Origin of the sequence: Pseudoalteromonas sp. SIMBA_162 (assembly GCF_046535955.1) — a bacterium.
Taxonomy (GTDB): Bacteria; Pseudomonadota; Gammaproteobacteria; order Enterobacterales; family Alteromonadaceae; genus Pseudoalteromonas; species Pseudoalteromonas marina.
Genome location: NZ_JAWJBQ010000012.1, coordinates 1 through 16,064, shown reverse-complemented (window position 1 = coordinate 16,064; position 16,064 = coordinate 1). Strand labels below are relative to the sequence as shown.

Annotated in this window: 11 protein-coding genes; 5 read left to right on the top strand and 6 right to left on the bottom strand. The window is 39.6% G+C overall.

The window, feature by feature from the left end; genetic code table 11:
* Positions 1 to 130: 130 nt before the first annotated feature.
* Positions 131 to 1,042, top strand: coding sequence for a DUF808 domain-containing protein (locus R0J88_RS10330; protein ID WP_410899844.1), 912 nt, complete (start codon positions 131 to 133; stop codon positions 1,040 to 1,042).
* Between the two features lie 25 nt (positions 1,043 to 1,067).
* Here R0J88_RS10330 and R0J88_RS10325 read toward each other — a convergent pair whose 3' ends face one another.
* From R0J88_RS10325 to R0J88_RS10315, 3 genes are all read right to left on the bottom strand, one after another.
* Positions 1,068 to 2,009 (bottom strand): tetratricopeptide repeat protein, encoded by a 942-nt coding sequence (locus R0J88_RS10325; RefSeq protein WP_410899843.1) that lies wholly within the window; start codon positions 2,007 to 2,009, stop codon positions 1,068 to 1,070.
* 86 nt (positions 2,010 to 2,095) lie between these two features.
* A complete protein-coding gene (locus R0J88_RS10320) occupies positions 2,096 to 3,499 on the bottom strand; it encodes a M20/M25/M40 family metallo-hydrolase (RefSeq protein ID WP_410899842.1) in 1,404 nt (467 codons plus the stop codon).
* A gap of 138 nt (positions 3,500 to 3,637) precedes the next feature.
* Positions 3,638 to 5,716 carry a TonB-dependent siderophore receptor gene (locus tag R0J88_RS10315; protein WP_410899841.1) on the bottom strand — a complete coding sequence of 693 codons (2,079 nt, stop codon included), beginning with the start codon at positions 5,714 to 5,716 and terminating at the stop codon, positions 3,638 to 3,640.
* Positions 5,717 to 5,913: 197 nt separating this feature from the next.
* On the opposite strand from R0J88_RS10315, the gene dbpA reads away from it, so the two are divergent.
* Positions 5,914 to 7,302, top strand: a complete 1,389-nt coding sequence (gene dbpA / locus R0J88_RS10310; RefSeq protein ID WP_039038219.1) for an ATP-dependent RNA helicase DbpA — start codon at positions 5,914 to 5,916, stop codon at positions 7,300 to 7,302.
* Between the two features lie 5 nt (positions 7,303 to 7,307).
* Here dbpA and R0J88_RS10305 read toward each other — a convergent pair whose 3' ends face one another.
* Positions 7,308 to 7,883 (bottom strand): DNA-J related domain-containing protein, encoded by a 576-nt coding sequence (locus R0J88_RS10305; RefSeq protein WP_410899840.1) that lies wholly within the window; start codon positions 7,881 to 7,883, stop codon positions 7,308 to 7,310.
* Between the two features lie 76 nt (positions 7,884 to 7,959).
* Here R0J88_RS10305 and R0J88_RS10300 point away from each other — a divergent pair, with 76 nt between their 5' ends.
* On the top strand, positions 7,960 to 10,770 hold the full coding sequence (locus R0J88_RS10300) for an ATP-binding protein (RefSeq protein ID WP_410899839.1): 2,811 nt from the start codon (positions 7,960 to 7,962) through the stop codon (positions 10,768 to 10,770).
* Between the two features lie 64 nt (positions 10,771 to 10,834).
* Here R0J88_RS10300 and rho read toward each other — a convergent pair whose 3' ends face one another.
* Both rho and trxA read right to left on the bottom strand, forming a co-directional pair.
* Positions 10,835 to 12,094, bottom strand: a complete 1,260-nt coding sequence (rho, locus tag R0J88_RS10295) for a transcription termination factor Rho (protein WP_006792445.1) — start codon at positions 12,092 to 12,094, stop codon at positions 10,835 to 10,837.
* Positions 12,095 to 12,276: 182 nt separating this feature from the next.
* Positions 12,277 to 12,603 carry a thioredoxin TrxA gene (gene trxA / locus R0J88_RS10290; RefSeq protein WP_006792444.1) on the bottom strand — a complete coding sequence of 109 codons (327 nt, stop codon included), beginning with the start codon at positions 12,601 to 12,603 and terminating at the stop codon, positions 12,277 to 12,279.
* A gap of 91 nt (positions 12,604 to 12,694) precedes the next feature.
* On the opposite strand from trxA, the gene rhlB reads away from it, so the two are divergent.
* Positions 12,695 to 13,972, top strand: a complete 1,278-nt coding sequence (rhlB, locus tag R0J88_RS10285) for an ATP-dependent RNA helicase RhlB (protein WP_006792443.1) — start codon at positions 12,695 to 12,697, stop codon at positions 13,970 to 13,972.
* 43 nt (positions 13,973 to 14,015) lie between these two features.
* Entirely contained in the window at positions 14,016 to 15,509 is a 1,494-nt protein-coding gene (gene gppA, locus R0J88_RS10280; protein WP_410899838.1) for a guanosine-5'-triphosphate,3'-diphosphate diphosphatase, read from the top strand.
* The last annotated feature ends 555 nt before the right edge of the window (positions 15,510 to 16,064 follow it).

The window sequence follows — 16,064 nt, the reverse complement described above, 5'->3', positions numbered from 1 at the left end:
TCGCAGCGCGAGGTTTGTAACCTAGTGGACTAAGTAAAAGCCGAGCAACAAAGAGTAAGTAGCCCTTAGGAAGAACCAAACAGGCTACTGCAAATTAACCTTTAAAGAACAACAGACCTTAGGAAGTACAATGGCAGGCACTAATCTTTTAACATTATTAGATGATATAACGGCTTTACTCGATGACATTGCAACTATGAGTAAAATTGCGACAAAAAAAACGGCGGGTATTTTAGGTGACGACTTAGCACTCAATGCACAGCAAGTAACGGGTGTGTCAGCCGACAGAGAGCTACCTGTTGTATGGGCGGTAGCAAAAGGGTCATTTTTAAATAAAGCCATACTTGTCCCAGCAGCTTTAATGATCAGCGTTTGGCTGCCATGGCTAATTACACCACTTTTAATTTTAGGTGGTTTGTTTTTATGTTTTGAAGGGGCTGAAAAAGTATTTGCGCGATTTTTACCTCATCACGATGATATTGCCGATGGCGACGAAACGCCTGATTTAGTTGAATATGAAAAGCAAAAAATAAAAGGCGCGATACGAACGGACTTTATTCTATCGGCTGAAATTATTGTTATTACGCTCGGCACTGTTGCAGGTCAAACATTGCTTAATCAATCTTTAGTGCTTTGTGTAATAGCCATTGTTATGACTATAGGTGTTTACGGACTTGTGGCTGCCATTGTAAAACTTGATGATGCAGGCTTGTATTTGGTGAATCAATCTAAAGTCTCTGGCAGTACGGTTAAAGAGTTTATAGGTAAAGGCTTACTTGCAGCAGCACCGCGACTTATGCAATTTTTAGCGTTTGCAGGTACTGTTGCTATGTTTTTGGTGGGTGGGGGTATTTTATCTCATGGTATTGAGTTACTGCACCACACACAACTTAATATGATTGGCTATGCGCAATCAATACTAGGCAATATAGGTGAGGTATTAGCTCCGGTTATTTTTGATGGGTTGTTAGGTGTTGTTGCCGGGCTGGTTATTGTGCTTTTTCATGTAGCTTATACAAGGTTATTTAAGACAAACAAGTAGAGCAGCGTTTTCTGCCCTACATAACTTATTCGCACGTTATAAATTTACACAACTGCTCAAGCTCGTAAGCTGCTTTACTATTACCTTGAGCAATTGCTTTTTTATACCAGTAAATAGCTTGTTGTGTGTTTTTGCCTGCACCTTGCCCGTCTCGGTACATTTGCGCAAGGTTAAGCTGACCCCATTGAGAGCCTGACTCTGCAGCAAGTTTAAAGCTCTCTAAGGCTTCTTCAAATTGCCCATCTTTAAAGTACATAATGCCTTGCTGGTTATTTTTATCTAGTTTTAAACCTTTGTATAAAGGCTTAGGTTTAGGCGGAAACATCACAAACCCACCATACAAGCTATTAGCGTGTGGGCGTAGTACATCGTAAATCACGTCACTGTCATATAAGCGCTTTACCTCATCACGCGGTAAGGTAATTGTGTTTGTTGAAAAATAATCGCGTTGCACTAATAAGCTGGTGCGCATCGCCGTGGTTATGCCTCGGTTGCGTTTATAGCTATAGTTGCTTACTTGAAAAGTAATAAATTGCTCGTCAAAGCTTAGCACTTGGGCCACTTTTAAATTTGTTAGCGTCCATGGTTCGTGAGTAAATTTATCGGCGTGAACTAAGTACGTATCAAATGCCTGTGGGTTATTTAAGTAGCTGTATTTGAGTGCTTGGTTATCGGTGTATTGTTGAAAAAAATACACCATTACCCACAATAATAAAATTAAGCCAACCCCGTATTTTGGCAGGCTTAGTTTTTCAATTAAGGGGAGTTTTTTTATACTAATGACTTCGTTATATCCACATTGGTAGCATTCGCGCTTGTAGTTTAGCTTTAACGGTACGATAGGAATAATCGTAAAACGTAAGTAACGGCTATGGTTTACTAAGTGATAGCTATCGCTTTGGCAGTTTGGGCAGCACTGCGTTTGTGAAAAGTGAGGAAAGGACTGACTGGTGTTGAAAAGCAGCATGCAATAATGCCCCGAGTTTTAATTTCTACTAAAGTAAATCAAGGGGCATATTTTTTAAAGCAGCAAACTGTAAGTAAGTATGTCTGCTACTCTTTTGTTGTTACTTTTGGTTTAATTGTTGTTTTTGCGTCTGCTGCCATAAGTGCAAATACCGCATAGGTTGCTGTATTTTGACGAAGCTTTGCTGGCGTTACTTTATCAAGCGTGTCGTCAGCAGTGTGGTGATAATCAAAGTAGTCTGTACCATCTTGGGCTAGCTCAAAAATAGGTGCCGAGACTGCATTTTTAAATGGAATTAGATCAGGTCCGCCGTTAGCTTGGTTTTTACCAATGTACTCAACATTTAAAGGGGCAAGTTCTTTCGCGATAGCGCGCACTACAGGCAGTGACGCTGCATCTACATTTGATTCAAAACCGTAAACTACATCAGCGCCAAAATCAGACTCTGCGGCAGCAACAATATTGTGTAAATCATTTTTATGTTTCGCAAAGTAAGCTTTAGCACCCCATAAACCAAGCTCTTCAGCGGCAAAAAGGACAACGCGAATACTGCGTTTAGGGCGTTTTACATCGCTAATATGTTTAGCTGCCGCCATAGTTAATGCAACGCCGGCGCCGTCATCAAGTGCGCCTGTGCCTAAATCCCATGAGTCTAAATGTCCGCCAATTAATACATATTGTTCAGGGGTTTCAGTCCCGTTAAATTGGCCTATAACATTGTAACTAGTGCCTTCGCCAAGGTTTTCGGTTTGTACATTTATATTTACCGATACATTTTTACCTAAAGCGACTAAACGGGCAATTTGATCGGCATCGGGGTTGGCAATGGTTACATTAGGTATTTTTTTAACACCTTCTTTGTAATAACTACCGCCAGTGTGGGCAAAACGGTGATGACCTGTACTTACTGAGCGCATCATGTAGGCCACAGCCCCTTTTTTAGATGCTTCAATTGCTCCAGTGGCACGTGCTTTAACAGCGGGTCCATAACCATTACCGTCTATATCACGATTCATTCGGTAATTAATGTAAGCAATTTTACCCTTTAAGCTATTAGCCGGTGCTGCTTTTAGCTCATCAAGTGTTTCGAATAATACAATGGGTGCGCTAATACCTTCTTTCGGTGTGCTTATGCTATTACCTAGCGCGGTTAAGTGAAGGGGTTGCTCGCTAGGCGTTAATATTTTTCCACTTTCGCTGTAGCGGCGCCACTCTGGGAAAGTTGCCTCTTCAAGCCATACCTTGTCAAAACCGAGTTCTTTAAATTTAGCTTGTGCCCATGCAACGGCTTTTTTGTCGTTTTCAGTGCCAGGTAAGCGCGGGCCAACTTCTGTTGTTAGTGACTCTAATAGCTCATAGCTTAGGTGGCTATTAAGTGCAGTGGTACGCACTTCATCTACTTGTTGTAATTGCTTTGGTGTAAATTCGTTGCTGCTGGCAGTAGCTGCCATACTACTGGTAAGCAGCAGCGCGGTGATGAGGTTTTTCATGGTAATTAGCCTTGTTTGTAATTGCGGCTATTAAAACATGTAATAAAGACGTAAAAAAATAGAATGAGATGAATGAGCGGCTTTAAAGCGCAAAAAGCCCGCGTATTTTAAGCGCGGGCTGGTAATTAAAGCGCTGAATTAAAAGCTAAACTGTGCAGCCAGTCTTATGTTAGTACCTTCACCTATTGTTACGTTATTTGTTCCGCCACCGGCTAGATAATCTTCATCAAATAAGTTTTCTATGTTTAGGCGTAAGTTAACATCGGTTTTGCTTACTTTAAGTTTGTAAGTTGCACCTACATCTACGCGTGTGTAGGCATCTTTAGTAATAGTATTGGCACTATCTGCAAAGCGCTCACCTTCGTAAAATGCACCCGCATTAAATGCAATCGCGTCGTTTAATTCGTAACGTGTCCAAAGAGATGCAGACCATTTAGGGGCATCGGTAGGGCGCTTGCCTTCTAAATCTTCGTCACGCTCGTAATTTGCATCTAAATACATAGTCGATGCCATTACGAATAAACGGTCAGTTGCCGCACCTTGCGCTGTTAGTTCAATGCCTTTGTGGCGCTGTTCACCAATTTGGTTTGTTTCAGAGATTAAATCACCCACTGGTATATCAAGTGTTTCTGTAACTAGTGTGCCATTTTTACTAATGTCAAAAAGCGCACCACTTAGCATTAAGCGATCATCAAACAATTGCCACTTAACGCCAATTTCTTTTTGCTCAGAGGTAACGGCGTCAAGCTTCATACCATTATTTATATCGTCTTCGTTTACAAGAGTATCGCTTCCTTGAGGCTCAAAGCCTTCAGAGTAACTCGCGTATATGGTAGCTGATGCATTAGGGTGATACAGAACACCTACTTTTGGCACAAACGATTCATTATTTGCATCTTCACGTGTTTGCTTATCGTAGCGACCACCAAGCGATAGCTGCCATTGTGGCGAAAACGTGATTAAGTCTTGCACATAAATACCGTAATAGTCGTATTCTGTTTCGCTAATAGTGTCGTCTGTTTTGTAACTGACAGTTGGACGATTTGGTTCTGCTTGGCCTGCTATAAAATTAAATGAATCAGCTGAGGTGCGACGCTGGCCATAATAATAATCAAGCGAGTTAGCACCAATTAATAATTGATGATGAACACCGGCTGTTTCAAATTCACCAATGAAGTCGATAAATGCTGTTTTAAATTGCCAGTCGTCGAATCGGTCGTACGGGCGAGACTCATAGCTGTCGCCTTCAACAAAATTACCCGGCTTACGTGGCGCTGACTCAAAACGTTGGCGCTCAAATGTTTGTTCGTTATAACCAAGTTTTACTTGCCAGTTATCGTTTAAAAACACTTTAAAATCTATGCCCGCATTTTCTACCGTTATGTCGGTAAACGCCCAAGACATATCGCGAATAGTTTTATCGTCGCCAATAACGTTGGCGTTGTCGTCTATCCATGCACCGGTGTCTAAACCTGCTTCGTCGTCTGTGCGGTCGTAATGCACACGTACTAAGGCATTATCACTAATGTCGTAATCAACAATAAATGCACCTAAAAAGCGGTCACGCTCGCGGTTTTCACCATTTTGGTATTCGCGCCAGTAATCAACATCTTGCTTAACTAAAATACCGCGTGCACGTAAATCTTCTGCATCCGTTAATGCTCCGCTAGCATCAAGCATAAACCGCGTTGAACCGTGTTGATCTACATCTGCACTGGCATTGAACAAAGTTTGTGCTGTTGGCTTTTTAGTGACCATATTAATTAGTCCGCCAGGGCCTGATTGACCATATAAAATGCTCGATGGACCTTTAATAACTTCTACTTGCTGTAAAATTTCAATGGGTTGTTGATAGTGCGACCAGTGCTGATGACCATCGCGTAAGTAACCCGTTGATGAGCTAAGTTCAAAACCACGTAAGTTAAATACTTCACGGTTACGTTGTTTAGAACCAGCCGTTAAGCTTGCATCGTTTGAAAGTACTTCACCTAGTGTTGTCGCAAGTTGTTCGTTAATAATAATATCGCTAATTACAGTCACTGATTGAGCAGTGTCGAGTAATGAAGTTGATGTTCTCATTGCACCATTTGCGTTATCTACTTTGTAGTCATTAAAGAAACTTCCTTTGACTTCAATATGTTCAAGGTCGGTAGAGTTTGCATATGTGTTTGTTGTTATTGTTGCTAATAGTGCGATGTAAAGTGAACTCAGTTTCATTTGATGCTTCCAGCTCATTATTTAAATAAAAAGTGAAGCGCAATCTTAATGAAAATAAATATCATTTGCAATGTGTTTTTATTAACAATGTTTTATAATGTGTTTGCTAATGGTTGCCAATAACGAATTCTGCTATTATTAGCGGCATATTTAGTGGGACTTTATCCTGCGTTATTTTTACTGCTATGGAATTTACTGTGACTTCAACTGCTTTTTCATCTTTGGCTTTACCAGCTGGACTTGTTGATAATTTATCGACGCTTGGCTACGCCCACATGACACCTGTACAGGCGCAAAGTTTGCCACCTGTACTTGAAGGTAAAGACATCATTGCTCAGGCAAAAACCGGCTCAGGTAAAACGGCTGCGTTTAGTTTAGGTGTGCTTGCTAAATTAAACGTAAAACGTTTTAGAATTCAATCGCTAGTTTTATGTCCAACACGTGAGCTTGCTGAACAAGTGGCTGTTGAAATGCGTAAACTTGCGCGTGGTATCCATAATATTAAAATATTAACGCTATGTGGTGGTGTATCAATTGGGCCGCAAATTGGGTCACTTGAACACGGTGCACACATCATTGTTGGTACACCAGGGCGCGTAGATGACCATATTCGCAAAGGGACTTTACGGTTAGACGATGTAGAAACATTAGTATTAGACGAAGCCGATCAAATGCTTGATATGGGCTTTCAAGATACCCTTGATGCGATTATTGAATGTATTCCACAAAACCGCCAAACGCTTTTGTTTAGTGCTACTTTTCCACGCGCAATCGAAGCGATAGCAAAGCGTGTACTTAGTAACCCAGAAATGATTAAAGTAGAAGAAGAGCAAGAAAAAAGCACAATAAAACAATACTTCTACAAAATGGATAACAATAAACAACGCTATCCAACACTTAAGTTACTATTACTTAAATTTACACCACAAAGTTGTGTTGTGTTTTGTAACACCAAGGTAGAAACGCAGCAAGTGTGCGACGATTTAGCCGATGAAGGTTTCAGCGCCGTGGCATTGCATGGTGATTTAGAACAACGTGACCGTGAGCGCACTCTGATTCATTTTGCTAATAAAAGTGCGTCTATTTTAGTTGCGACAGATGTTGCCGCACGTGGTTTAGATATTGACGATATGGACATGGTAATCAACTACCATTTAGCGCATGACCCGCAAACGCACGTTCACCGAGTTGGGCGAACAGGTCGCGCGGGTAAAAAAGGGATTGCTTGCTCAATTTATGGTGATGCAGAGCAATTCAAAGTAGCGCAAATTGGTGATCACTATGAGCGCGACTTTGAGCCAGAGCCAATGCCTTCATATAATTTGTTGGACAAACCACCGTACAAACCAGACATGGTCACTCTGATGATAGATTCAGGTAAAAAGCAAAAAGTGCGTGCTGGTGATATTTTAGGTGCGTTAACGGGTAAAGACGGTATTGCTGGGCGTCAAGTAGGTAAAATTAATGTTCTTGATAACGTCGCATTTGTAGCTGTTGAACGTAATGCGTCTAAACCGGCACTTCGCAAATTAACCGAAGGTAATATAAAAGGGCGCAAAATTCGTGCTCGTCGCCTAACGCGTTAATCAATTTATGAGCGAGCAGCCGATTTAAGCTGCTCGTACTCTACTTTTATTTGCTTGAATGCATTCTCGCAGCCAGTAGGTTTGTCTGGGTGGTGCGCCAGTGCAAGCTGTCGCCAACGTTTTTGTAGTTCTTTAAGCGAAAAATCATTTGTTAGCTGCCACTTTGCCAACAGTGCGTCAAAGTGATCTTCTGCTAAAGCTGGCGCACTATTTACCTTCTTAAACTTTTGCCAAAAACTTGTGAGTAGCTCATTAATTTGCTCTTCGCTTGCTTCGTAATTCCCCCAGTCTAAATAATAATCTTTTAAATTTGATTTAACCGTTGCAGGATTTTCTATTTCCGTTTCAATAAGTTCTATATGAAGTGTTGATATTAAGAGACTTTTAGGGTGAAGTTGTTCCTGTAGTTGATACAATGCATTCATAATTAAAAAATTACGCTTAAATAAATCACGTTCGGGATTTTTATCAAGTGGCTTAATTGCACCACAATTAATAAGCTCAGCTGCTAGGATATGAACTTGCCACACTTTTTGGATTAATATTAAGTCAAATATTCGGTCAATCAGTGGGTTAAGCATTGTTTAGGTCCTAGTATTTAGTGTATCTTCAGTACAGATTACATTGTTACACGTAACAATTTGAAGGATTAAAATTATGCATGGCAAGCTCAAGTGCCTCTTATTCATTGTATGCAGTTTGTTCTATTTGCCAAGTTATGCTCAACAATCAGAGCCATTATTAGAAGAGTTTAAACAACAACAACAATGGGATGCAAAGCTTGAATTAGGTAACGCCTTACTTAATAACCAACGTATTACAGCTCAAAGTCGTGCTGTAATATATGCAGGCCTTGCCGATACTGCGCTGTCGAGCGGCCACTATAGTGATGCTTTTAATTACTTTAAATCATTAGAGGAAGAAACTTCTGGATCACTTCTTCCTAGCGAGCACTTTCGTGCGATTAAAATGCAAGGTGTTGCACTTTTTTATCAAGGCTTGTTTAAACAAGCAATTACTCAATATACCCGTGCACTTGATATTGCAAAAATTAATAACCAACCATTAGAGCAAGCAAATTTATTGAATAATATAGGTTTGGTTTATTTTAATATGCATAAATTGGTAGCAACGCTTGATTATTATTTAAAAGCAAAAGAAATTTACGAAAAAGTGGGTAGTGAACAAGATAAAAGCGATATTTTACTTAATATAGCAGGCGTTTATATACGCTTATCTCGTTATGAAAATGCCATGAGTATTTATCAAGATGTGTTAAAAATTTTTCGCAAGTTAGATGATAATTTGGGTATTGCTTTGGTGCATAACAATATGGGGGTGGTTTATTTTGAAAGTAATCAGCTAGATTTAGCGATGCATTACTACCAATTAGCAACCCGTTATTACCTATCTGTCAATAATGTCAATAAGTTAGCTACTCAGTACACTAACCTTGCAAACGTCAATATCATTCTTAATAAAGTAGAACTAGCGTATGAACAAGCGCAATTAGCGATAGAGTACTCACTTAAAATTGATAATAAAAACTTAGAGCTCACTGCACTGCAAACTCTCGCAAAAGTCCAGCTTGTAAGGGGAATGTTAGATGAGGCAAAAGCGAACATTGAACGCGTTTTTGAATTACTTGAAGAGCATAGTAATGATCGCATAATGCGAGATGGACTTGGCACCCACGCTTTGATTGAAGCGAGCAGGGGAAACTACGAAAATGCAATGCAGTTGCATGAAAAATACAATAACGAATTACGTAAATTAAGAAGTGACTCTATTGTTAAAGCTTTAGCAGTATTGGAAAGACAGTTTAAAGCCACACAATTGAATCAAGAAATTAAAGAGCTGAAACAAGACCGTAAATTACAAGAACTAAAAATGCATCAGCGTTCGCAGTTAACGGTGTTTATTTTTGTACTGTTATTTTTAGTCATAGTGACAGGGGTTGCTTTATACCGACGCGGCGCAGAAAAACGGGCAAAACAATATTTAGCTGAGCAAGTGGCGCAACGCACAGCAGAGCTTCAAGCTGTTGCCCAAGAGTTGAGAGCTGCTAATGATGTTAAAAGTCAATTTTTGGCTAATGTTAGCCATGAAATAAGAACACCATTAACGGCGATTCTCGGACAAACAGACGACTTAATGAATGGTTTATACGAGCCTGAACAGCTAAAAGATGAGTTAGCTATTATTCAGCGGCACAGTAACCATTTAAAAAGTTTGATCAACGATGTACTTGATTTAAGTAAAATAGAAGCGAATAGGTTAGAACTTAATGTTTCTTGTTTTGACATGGTCCAACTAGTTAACGATGTGCACGCAATGTTTAACCCTCAGGCAAAAGCAAAAAATCTCAGGCTTGTGCTTGAAAATAAGGTGGGCGATGAGTTTTACACCCGCCTTGATATAATGCGAGTAAAACAAATTCTCATTAATTTGTGTGCCAATGCTATTAAGTTTACCCAATCAGGGCAGGTATTAATTGCATTAAATAAAACAGAGCAGGGTATTGTACTGATTGTTAAAGATACCGGTATAGGTATGAACTCATCGCAATTAAAGCTCATTTTTGAATACTTTAGCCAAGCAGATAACAGTATTAGCCGACGTTTTGGTGGTACAGGTTTGGGGCTTAGTTTATCACAGCAGCTCGCTTCTATGATGGGCGGGTATATTAGCGTGCAAAGTGAATATAAAAAAGGAAGTCAATTTTCGTTCTTTTTACCTTGTGCGCAAGTTTCTAGTGATCAAAGCGATATTGGGCAAATAGAGCAAAATAAAGTGCAACTAAGCGGTACTGTCCTGTTTGCAGAGGATCATGCAGATAACCGTAGGTTTATTAGCCGTTACTTGCGTTCACTAGGGCTTGATGTAATTGCGGTAGAAAACGGTGAGCAAGCTGTAGAGCGTTGCTTACAAGACTACCCAGATCTTGTATTACTCGACATTCAAATGCCTATAATGGATGGACGAGCGGCCTTTGAGCTATTGAAAAAATGTGGTTTTCAACGGCCAATTTTTGCGCTCACTGCAAACGCAATGAGTCACGAAATTGACGACTATCTTACATTAGGGTTTAACGGTTACCTTGCAAAGCCATTGGATAAAGACTTATTTTATAAAACCTTGTCAGAAAATTTAGACCAAGTTCATTCGGACGAACCTAATGTACCAAGTGAGATAGATATCAGTGATTTAATAATAAGTTTTAAACAAAGTTTTGGTTTAGAAAGCGAAAATATTACACAGCATTTTCTAAGTGAAGACTTTGACGCTTTGCAAAAAGATAGCCACCGAATATTAGGTGCAGCACAAATGTTCGCCTTAGAGGAAATAGCTTCAGCTGCGAAAAATTTAGACAGCGCCTTATTGCAAAAAGGCGAAAAAGATATGAAATATATTAATCAGCTTGTGTCAGAGCTCCAGGCTGTATTACACAAATACAATGAAACGTAAGTACACATTATAACAAATATAAAAAAAGCGCCCAGGGCGCTTTTTTTGTATTACTTAAATGCGTTTATTGGCGTTTCATCGAATCAAAAAACTCATCATTGGTTTTACTCATTGATAGTTTATCGATTAAAAATTCCATGGCGTCAATCTCTGACATTTCATGAACGATTTTACGTAAAATCCATAGCTTTTGCAGCTCATCTGGCTTAGTAAGTAGTTCTTCACGGCGAGTACCAGAGCGGTTAAAGTCGATAGCTGGGAATACACGTCTTTCCGCAATTTTGCGGTTTAGATGTAATTCCATGTTACCAGTACCTTTAAATTCTTCGTAGATAACTTCATCCATTTTAGAGCCAGTATCGATAAGTGCAGTGGCTATAATTGTTAAGCTACCACCTTCTTCAACGTTACGTGCGGCACCGAAGAAACGCTTAGGCTTGTGTAGTGCGTTAGCGTCAACACCACCGGTAAGTACTTTACCTGATGAAGGAATAACGGTGTTGTAAGCACGTGCTAAACGCGTGATTGAATCAAGTAAAATAACAACGTCTTTTTTATGCTCAACTAAACGTTTTGCTTTTTCGATAACCATTTCGGCAACTTGTACGTGACGAGATGCAGGCTCATCAAACGTTGATGCAATAACTTCACCTTTAACAAGGCGTTGCATTTCAGTTACTTCCTCAGGGCGTTCGTCAATTAGTAAAACCATTAACGTTACATCAGGATGATTATGCGTAATTGATTGTGCAATGTTTTGCAGTAGCATTGTTTTACCCGCTTTTGGCGGTGCTACTAATAAACCACGTTGGCCACGGCCAATTGGTGATGCTAAATCAAGTACACGAGCAGTGATATCTTCTTTACTACCGTTACCACGTTCCATGCGGAAACGTTCGTTTGCATGTAATGGAGTTAAGTTTTCAAAAAGAATTTTGGTGCGAGAATTTTCAGGTTTATCAAAGTTAACTTCGTTTACTTTAAGTAATGCAAAGTAACGTTCACCATCTTTTGGTGGACGAATAAGGCCTGAAATTGAGTCGCCAGTACGCATACTGAAGCGGCGAATTTGGCTCGGTGATACATAAATGTCATCTGGGCCAGCTAAGTAAGAAGCTTCTGATGATCTTAAAAAGCCAAAACCATCTTGCAAAATCTCAAGCACACCACCGCCGAAGATATTTTCTCCGCCTTTGGCATGGGATTTTAATATGGTAAAAATGATATCTTGCTTTCTTAAGCGGGCTACGTTTTCGAGCCCCATGGACTCAGCTAAGTTTACAAGTTCTTTTATAGACTTGTCTTTTAATTCGCGTAAATGCATATTGGTGGGTTCTTTATTACAATTGTCATACTCAAAGTCGCTTTGATCGTTGAGTGAGGTTGGTTGAATATAACTAAGGATTAGTTGGCTTTATAAACTAGCAGTTCACTGGCATAGCGTCCAGTGTTTATACAAAATAAATTCAAAAAAAGGGCAAAAAGCCCTTTTTTAGTTCTAGTCTATTAGATGTTGTTATCTAAAAACTCGATAAGTTGTGTTTTTGAAAGTGCACCAACTTTAGTTGCAGCAACTTGGCCATCTTTAAAAAGAAGCAAAGTAGGGATGCCGCGAATACCAAATTTAGGCGGAGTGCCAGCATTTTGGTCAATATTAAGTTTAGCAACAGCAACACGACCGTCGTATTCATCAGCAACTTCATTAAGGATAGGGGCGATCATTTTACAAGGTCCGCACCATTCAGCCCAGAAGTCTACTAGTACAGGCTTGTCTGATTGTAATACGTCAGCTTCAAAGCTATCGTCAGTAATTTGGATTATTTTCTCGCTCATTGCGCTCTCCGATTTAGTTAGGCGAAATATTTAGTGCGTATTTAAACACTCTTGTTTCTTATTGCAAGTTTAAACGTTATGCTTAAACGCTATGACTAAGACACATTTAACCGATAAAAAGTTTTCAGACTTTGCTATCGCACCGGAAGTGGTTGCCGGTCTAACCGAGAATGGGTTTGAATATTGCACACCTATTCAAGCAAAATGCCTACCTTTTATTTGTGATGGACGCGATATTGCGGGCCAAGCACAAACAGGTACAGGCAAAACGTTGGCATTTTTAACTGCTACGTGCCATCGGTTATTACAATCTAGCAAAGCACCTAGTAAACATCCAAGAGCCCTGATCATGGCCCCTACTCGGGAGCTTGCGATTCAGATACACAAAGATGCAAAAATTTTAGCGCCACACTGTAATCTTAACTTAGGTTTAGTATATGGTGGCGAAGATTACGAAAAACAACGTGCACAATTAGAAAAAGGCGTAGATATTTTAATTGGCACGACAGGTCGTTTAATCGATTTGTACAAGCAAGGCTGTTACACCCTTAATGAAATTGAGGTTGTCGTGCTTGATGAAGCTGATCGTATGTTCGATTTGGGCTTCATAAAAGATATACGTTATATGTTTGATCGTATGCCAGATACGTCTAAGCGATTAAACTTATTATTTTCTGCGACTTTATCATACCGCGTGCAAGAACTTGCTTTTGAACACATGACCAACCCAGAGCATGTACAAATTGAGCCAGACGTAAAAACCGGTAAACGCATAAAAGAAGAGCTATTTCACCCTTCACAAGAAGATAAAATTAAGCTTTTATTAACGTTAATTGAAGAAGAATGGCCTGATAAAGCCATTGTGTTTGCAAACACTAAACACAGTTGTGAAACCGTGTATGCGTGGTTAAAAGCTGATGGTCATCGTGTTGGTATGCTAACGGGTGATGTAAATCAGAAAAAACGTCAAAGCATTTTAGCGCAATTTAGCAAAGGCGAATTAGACTTTTTAGTTGCAACTGATGTTGCAGCGCGTGGGTTGCATATACCAGAAGTAAGTCATGTATTTAACTTTGACTTACCAGACGACTGTGAGGATTATGTTCATCGTATTGGTCGAACAGGTCGTGCAGGTGCATCAGGACATGCAATAAGCTTTGCGTGTGAACAATATGCATACAACCTGCATGAAATTGAAGAATACATAGAGCACAGCATTCCTTTATCGCATTACGATAAAGCCGCTTTGTTAGATGATTTAACTAAGCCTATTATTCAAAGAAAGCGCAACTATTCAAATGGTCCTCGTAATCGTAGTAACAATAACGGACGTCGACCAAATAATAGTTACCAAAAAGGACGGTCGTAATAGACCGTTTTTATAAGTAGTAGTAACTAGAGGTTTTTGAACGGTGGGGCAACTTATACCGCAAAAAAATGTATACGCAGTTATTGATTTGGGATCAAATAGCTTTCATATGCTAATTGCCAAATCAGTGGCTGGCGGTTTACAAACTATTGGTCGCGTAAAACGCAAGGTCAGGTTAGCCGCAGGGCTTGATAAAGATAACATATTAAGCACCGAGGCTATGCAACGAGGATGGGAATGCCTCGCGCTTTTTGCTGAGCGTTTACAAGATATTCCAAATCAAAATATTACAATAGTAGCTACGGCTACATTACGCTTAGCAACCAATGCTGAAGTATTTAAAGCGCAGGCTGAAAAAATTCTTGGCCATAAAATCAATGTTATCAGTGGTGAATTAGAAGCGCGTACCATATACAAAGGTGTAGCGCATACTTCTGCATGTACTGGCAAACAGCTTGTTATTGACATTGGTGGTGCAAGCACTGAAGTAGTGATTGGTAAAGAGTTTGATGCACTTTTATACAAGAGCCTCAATATGGGTTGTGTTACTTACCTTGAGCGTTACTTTAAAGATTGCTTATTAACACATAGCAATTTCAATACCGCTATAAAGGCTGCTCGAACTGTTATTGATAATATAGCTCCAGAATACAAAGCCGCAGGATGGCAAATAGCATCAGGCGCATCAGGTACAGTACAAGCAATTCAAGAAATTATGGTGGCACAAAACCTTGATGATCTTCTTACTTTAGAAAAGCTTAATTCAATAAAAGAGCAATCAATTGCATTTAAATCCATTGCAGCGTTAGAGCTTCCAGGTTTAAGCGAAGATCGTCGATTGGTATTTGTATCGGGCCTTGCTATTTTAATTGCTTTGTTTGAATCGTTAGAAATTGAAAAAATGGGACTGGCAGGCGGCGCACTTCGTGAAGGTGTTTTATATAGCATGGTGCCAGAGTTTCATAATAGCGATATAAGAAAGCGAACAGTTGATGGGTTTATGAGTCGATATCATGTTGACCAAAACCAAGCATCACGAGTCTCTAGTTTGGCAATTGAGCTCGCACAAAGCATCAATGAAGATTGGCCAATTAATCACTTAAATGGCTTACCCCTATTAAAAGCCGTTGCGCAGTTACATGAAATCGGCTTACTGATAGAGTATAAGCAGTATCATAAGCATACAGCGTATATTCTAGAAAATACTGACATGCCTGGTTTTTCGCAATCAGAGCACAGGTTAATTGTGGCAGTAGCCGATGCACATCGTTCTGATATACCAAAAGACAGCTTTAACGCGTTAGGTGCAAACAACCTTCTTGCGCAGTACATTGTAAGGTTACTTCGAGTGTCCGTTATTTTGTCGATGAGACGACAGGACGATGTTCTGCCAAATTTTGAATTAACCGCTAAGAATGAACTTTTAACATTAACATTCGAAAGTAACTGGTTAAAAGAACATCCATTAATGGCAAGTGAACTACAACAAGAGTCTAAACAGCAAAGTAAACTTGGTTGGAAGCTTATCGTTCATTGAGTAAAAAGGCCCTTGTGGGCCTTTTTAGTGTTTAAAGTAACCGTTTCGATGAAAATATGCGCGAAAGACACGTTTTTTTAAGTTTTCTTCAAAAAAGGGTTGATCTGTTTTCGGATCTCCCTATAATGCGACCCCACTGAGACGGCAGAGCAGGCAACGCTTAGCGAGGCAAGCAAGTCACTTAGTGAGTCGAGTAAAACTTGAGTTTAGATTTTTATAAAACTTAAAATTAAGTATTGACAAAAATACAGGAAAGCGTAAGATTCGCTTCCCTTGAGTCGCTAAGGCAACTCAAACGTTCTTTAACAATATAAAGCAATCATCTGTGTGGGCACTCGTACAGATTGAGTTCTAACAGCCAAGCTACTTAGGTAGTGAGGCAAACAAATTAGAGTCTCAATTGAAACTGAGTGACCAACAGAATAATTACTTAGGTAGTTATTCAGCACAGTCAATTCAATATCGAAAGATATTAAATAAATTCAGAATTCATTGAGCTGTCGAAAGACACAAAACTTTTTAATTGAAGAGTTTGATCATGGCTCAGATTGAACG

Excerpts from the sequence above, each read along its gene's own strand:
- R0J88_RS10330 (WP_410899844.1), top strand. The coding sequence starts at position 131 with ATGGCAGGCACTAATCTTTTAACATTATTAGATGATATAACGGCTTTA.
- R0J88_RS10325 (WP_410899843.1), bottom strand. The coding sequence starts at position 2,009 with ATGCTGCTTTTCAACACCAGTCAGTCCTTTCCTCACTTTTCACAAACG.
- R0J88_RS10320 (WP_410899842.1), bottom strand. The coding sequence starts at position 3,499 with ATGAAAAACCTCATCACCGCGCTGCTGCTTACCAGTAGTATGGCAGCT.
- R0J88_RS10315 (WP_410899841.1), bottom strand. The coding sequence starts at position 5,716 with ATGAAACTGAGTTCACTTTACATCGCACTATTAGCAACAATAACAACA.
- R0J88_RS10305 (WP_410899840.1), bottom strand. The coding sequence starts at position 7,883 with ATGCTTAACCCACTGATTGACCGAATATTTGACTTAATATTAATCCAA.
- R0J88_RS10300 (WP_410899839.1), top strand. The coding sequence starts at position 7,960 with ATGCATGGCAAGCTCAAGTGCCTCTTATTCATTGTATGCAGTTTGTTC.
- rho (WP_006792445.1), bottom strand. The coding sequence starts at position 12,094 with ATGCATTTACGCGAATTAAAAGACAAGTCTATAAAAGAACTTGTAAAC.
- trxA (WP_006792444.1), bottom strand. The coding sequence starts at position 12,603 with ATGAGCGAGAAAATAATCCAAATTACTGACGATAGCTTTGAAGCTGAC.
- rhlB (WP_006792443.1), top strand. The coding sequence starts at position 12,695 with ATGACTAAGACACATTTAACCGATAAAAAGTTTTCAGACTTTGCTATC.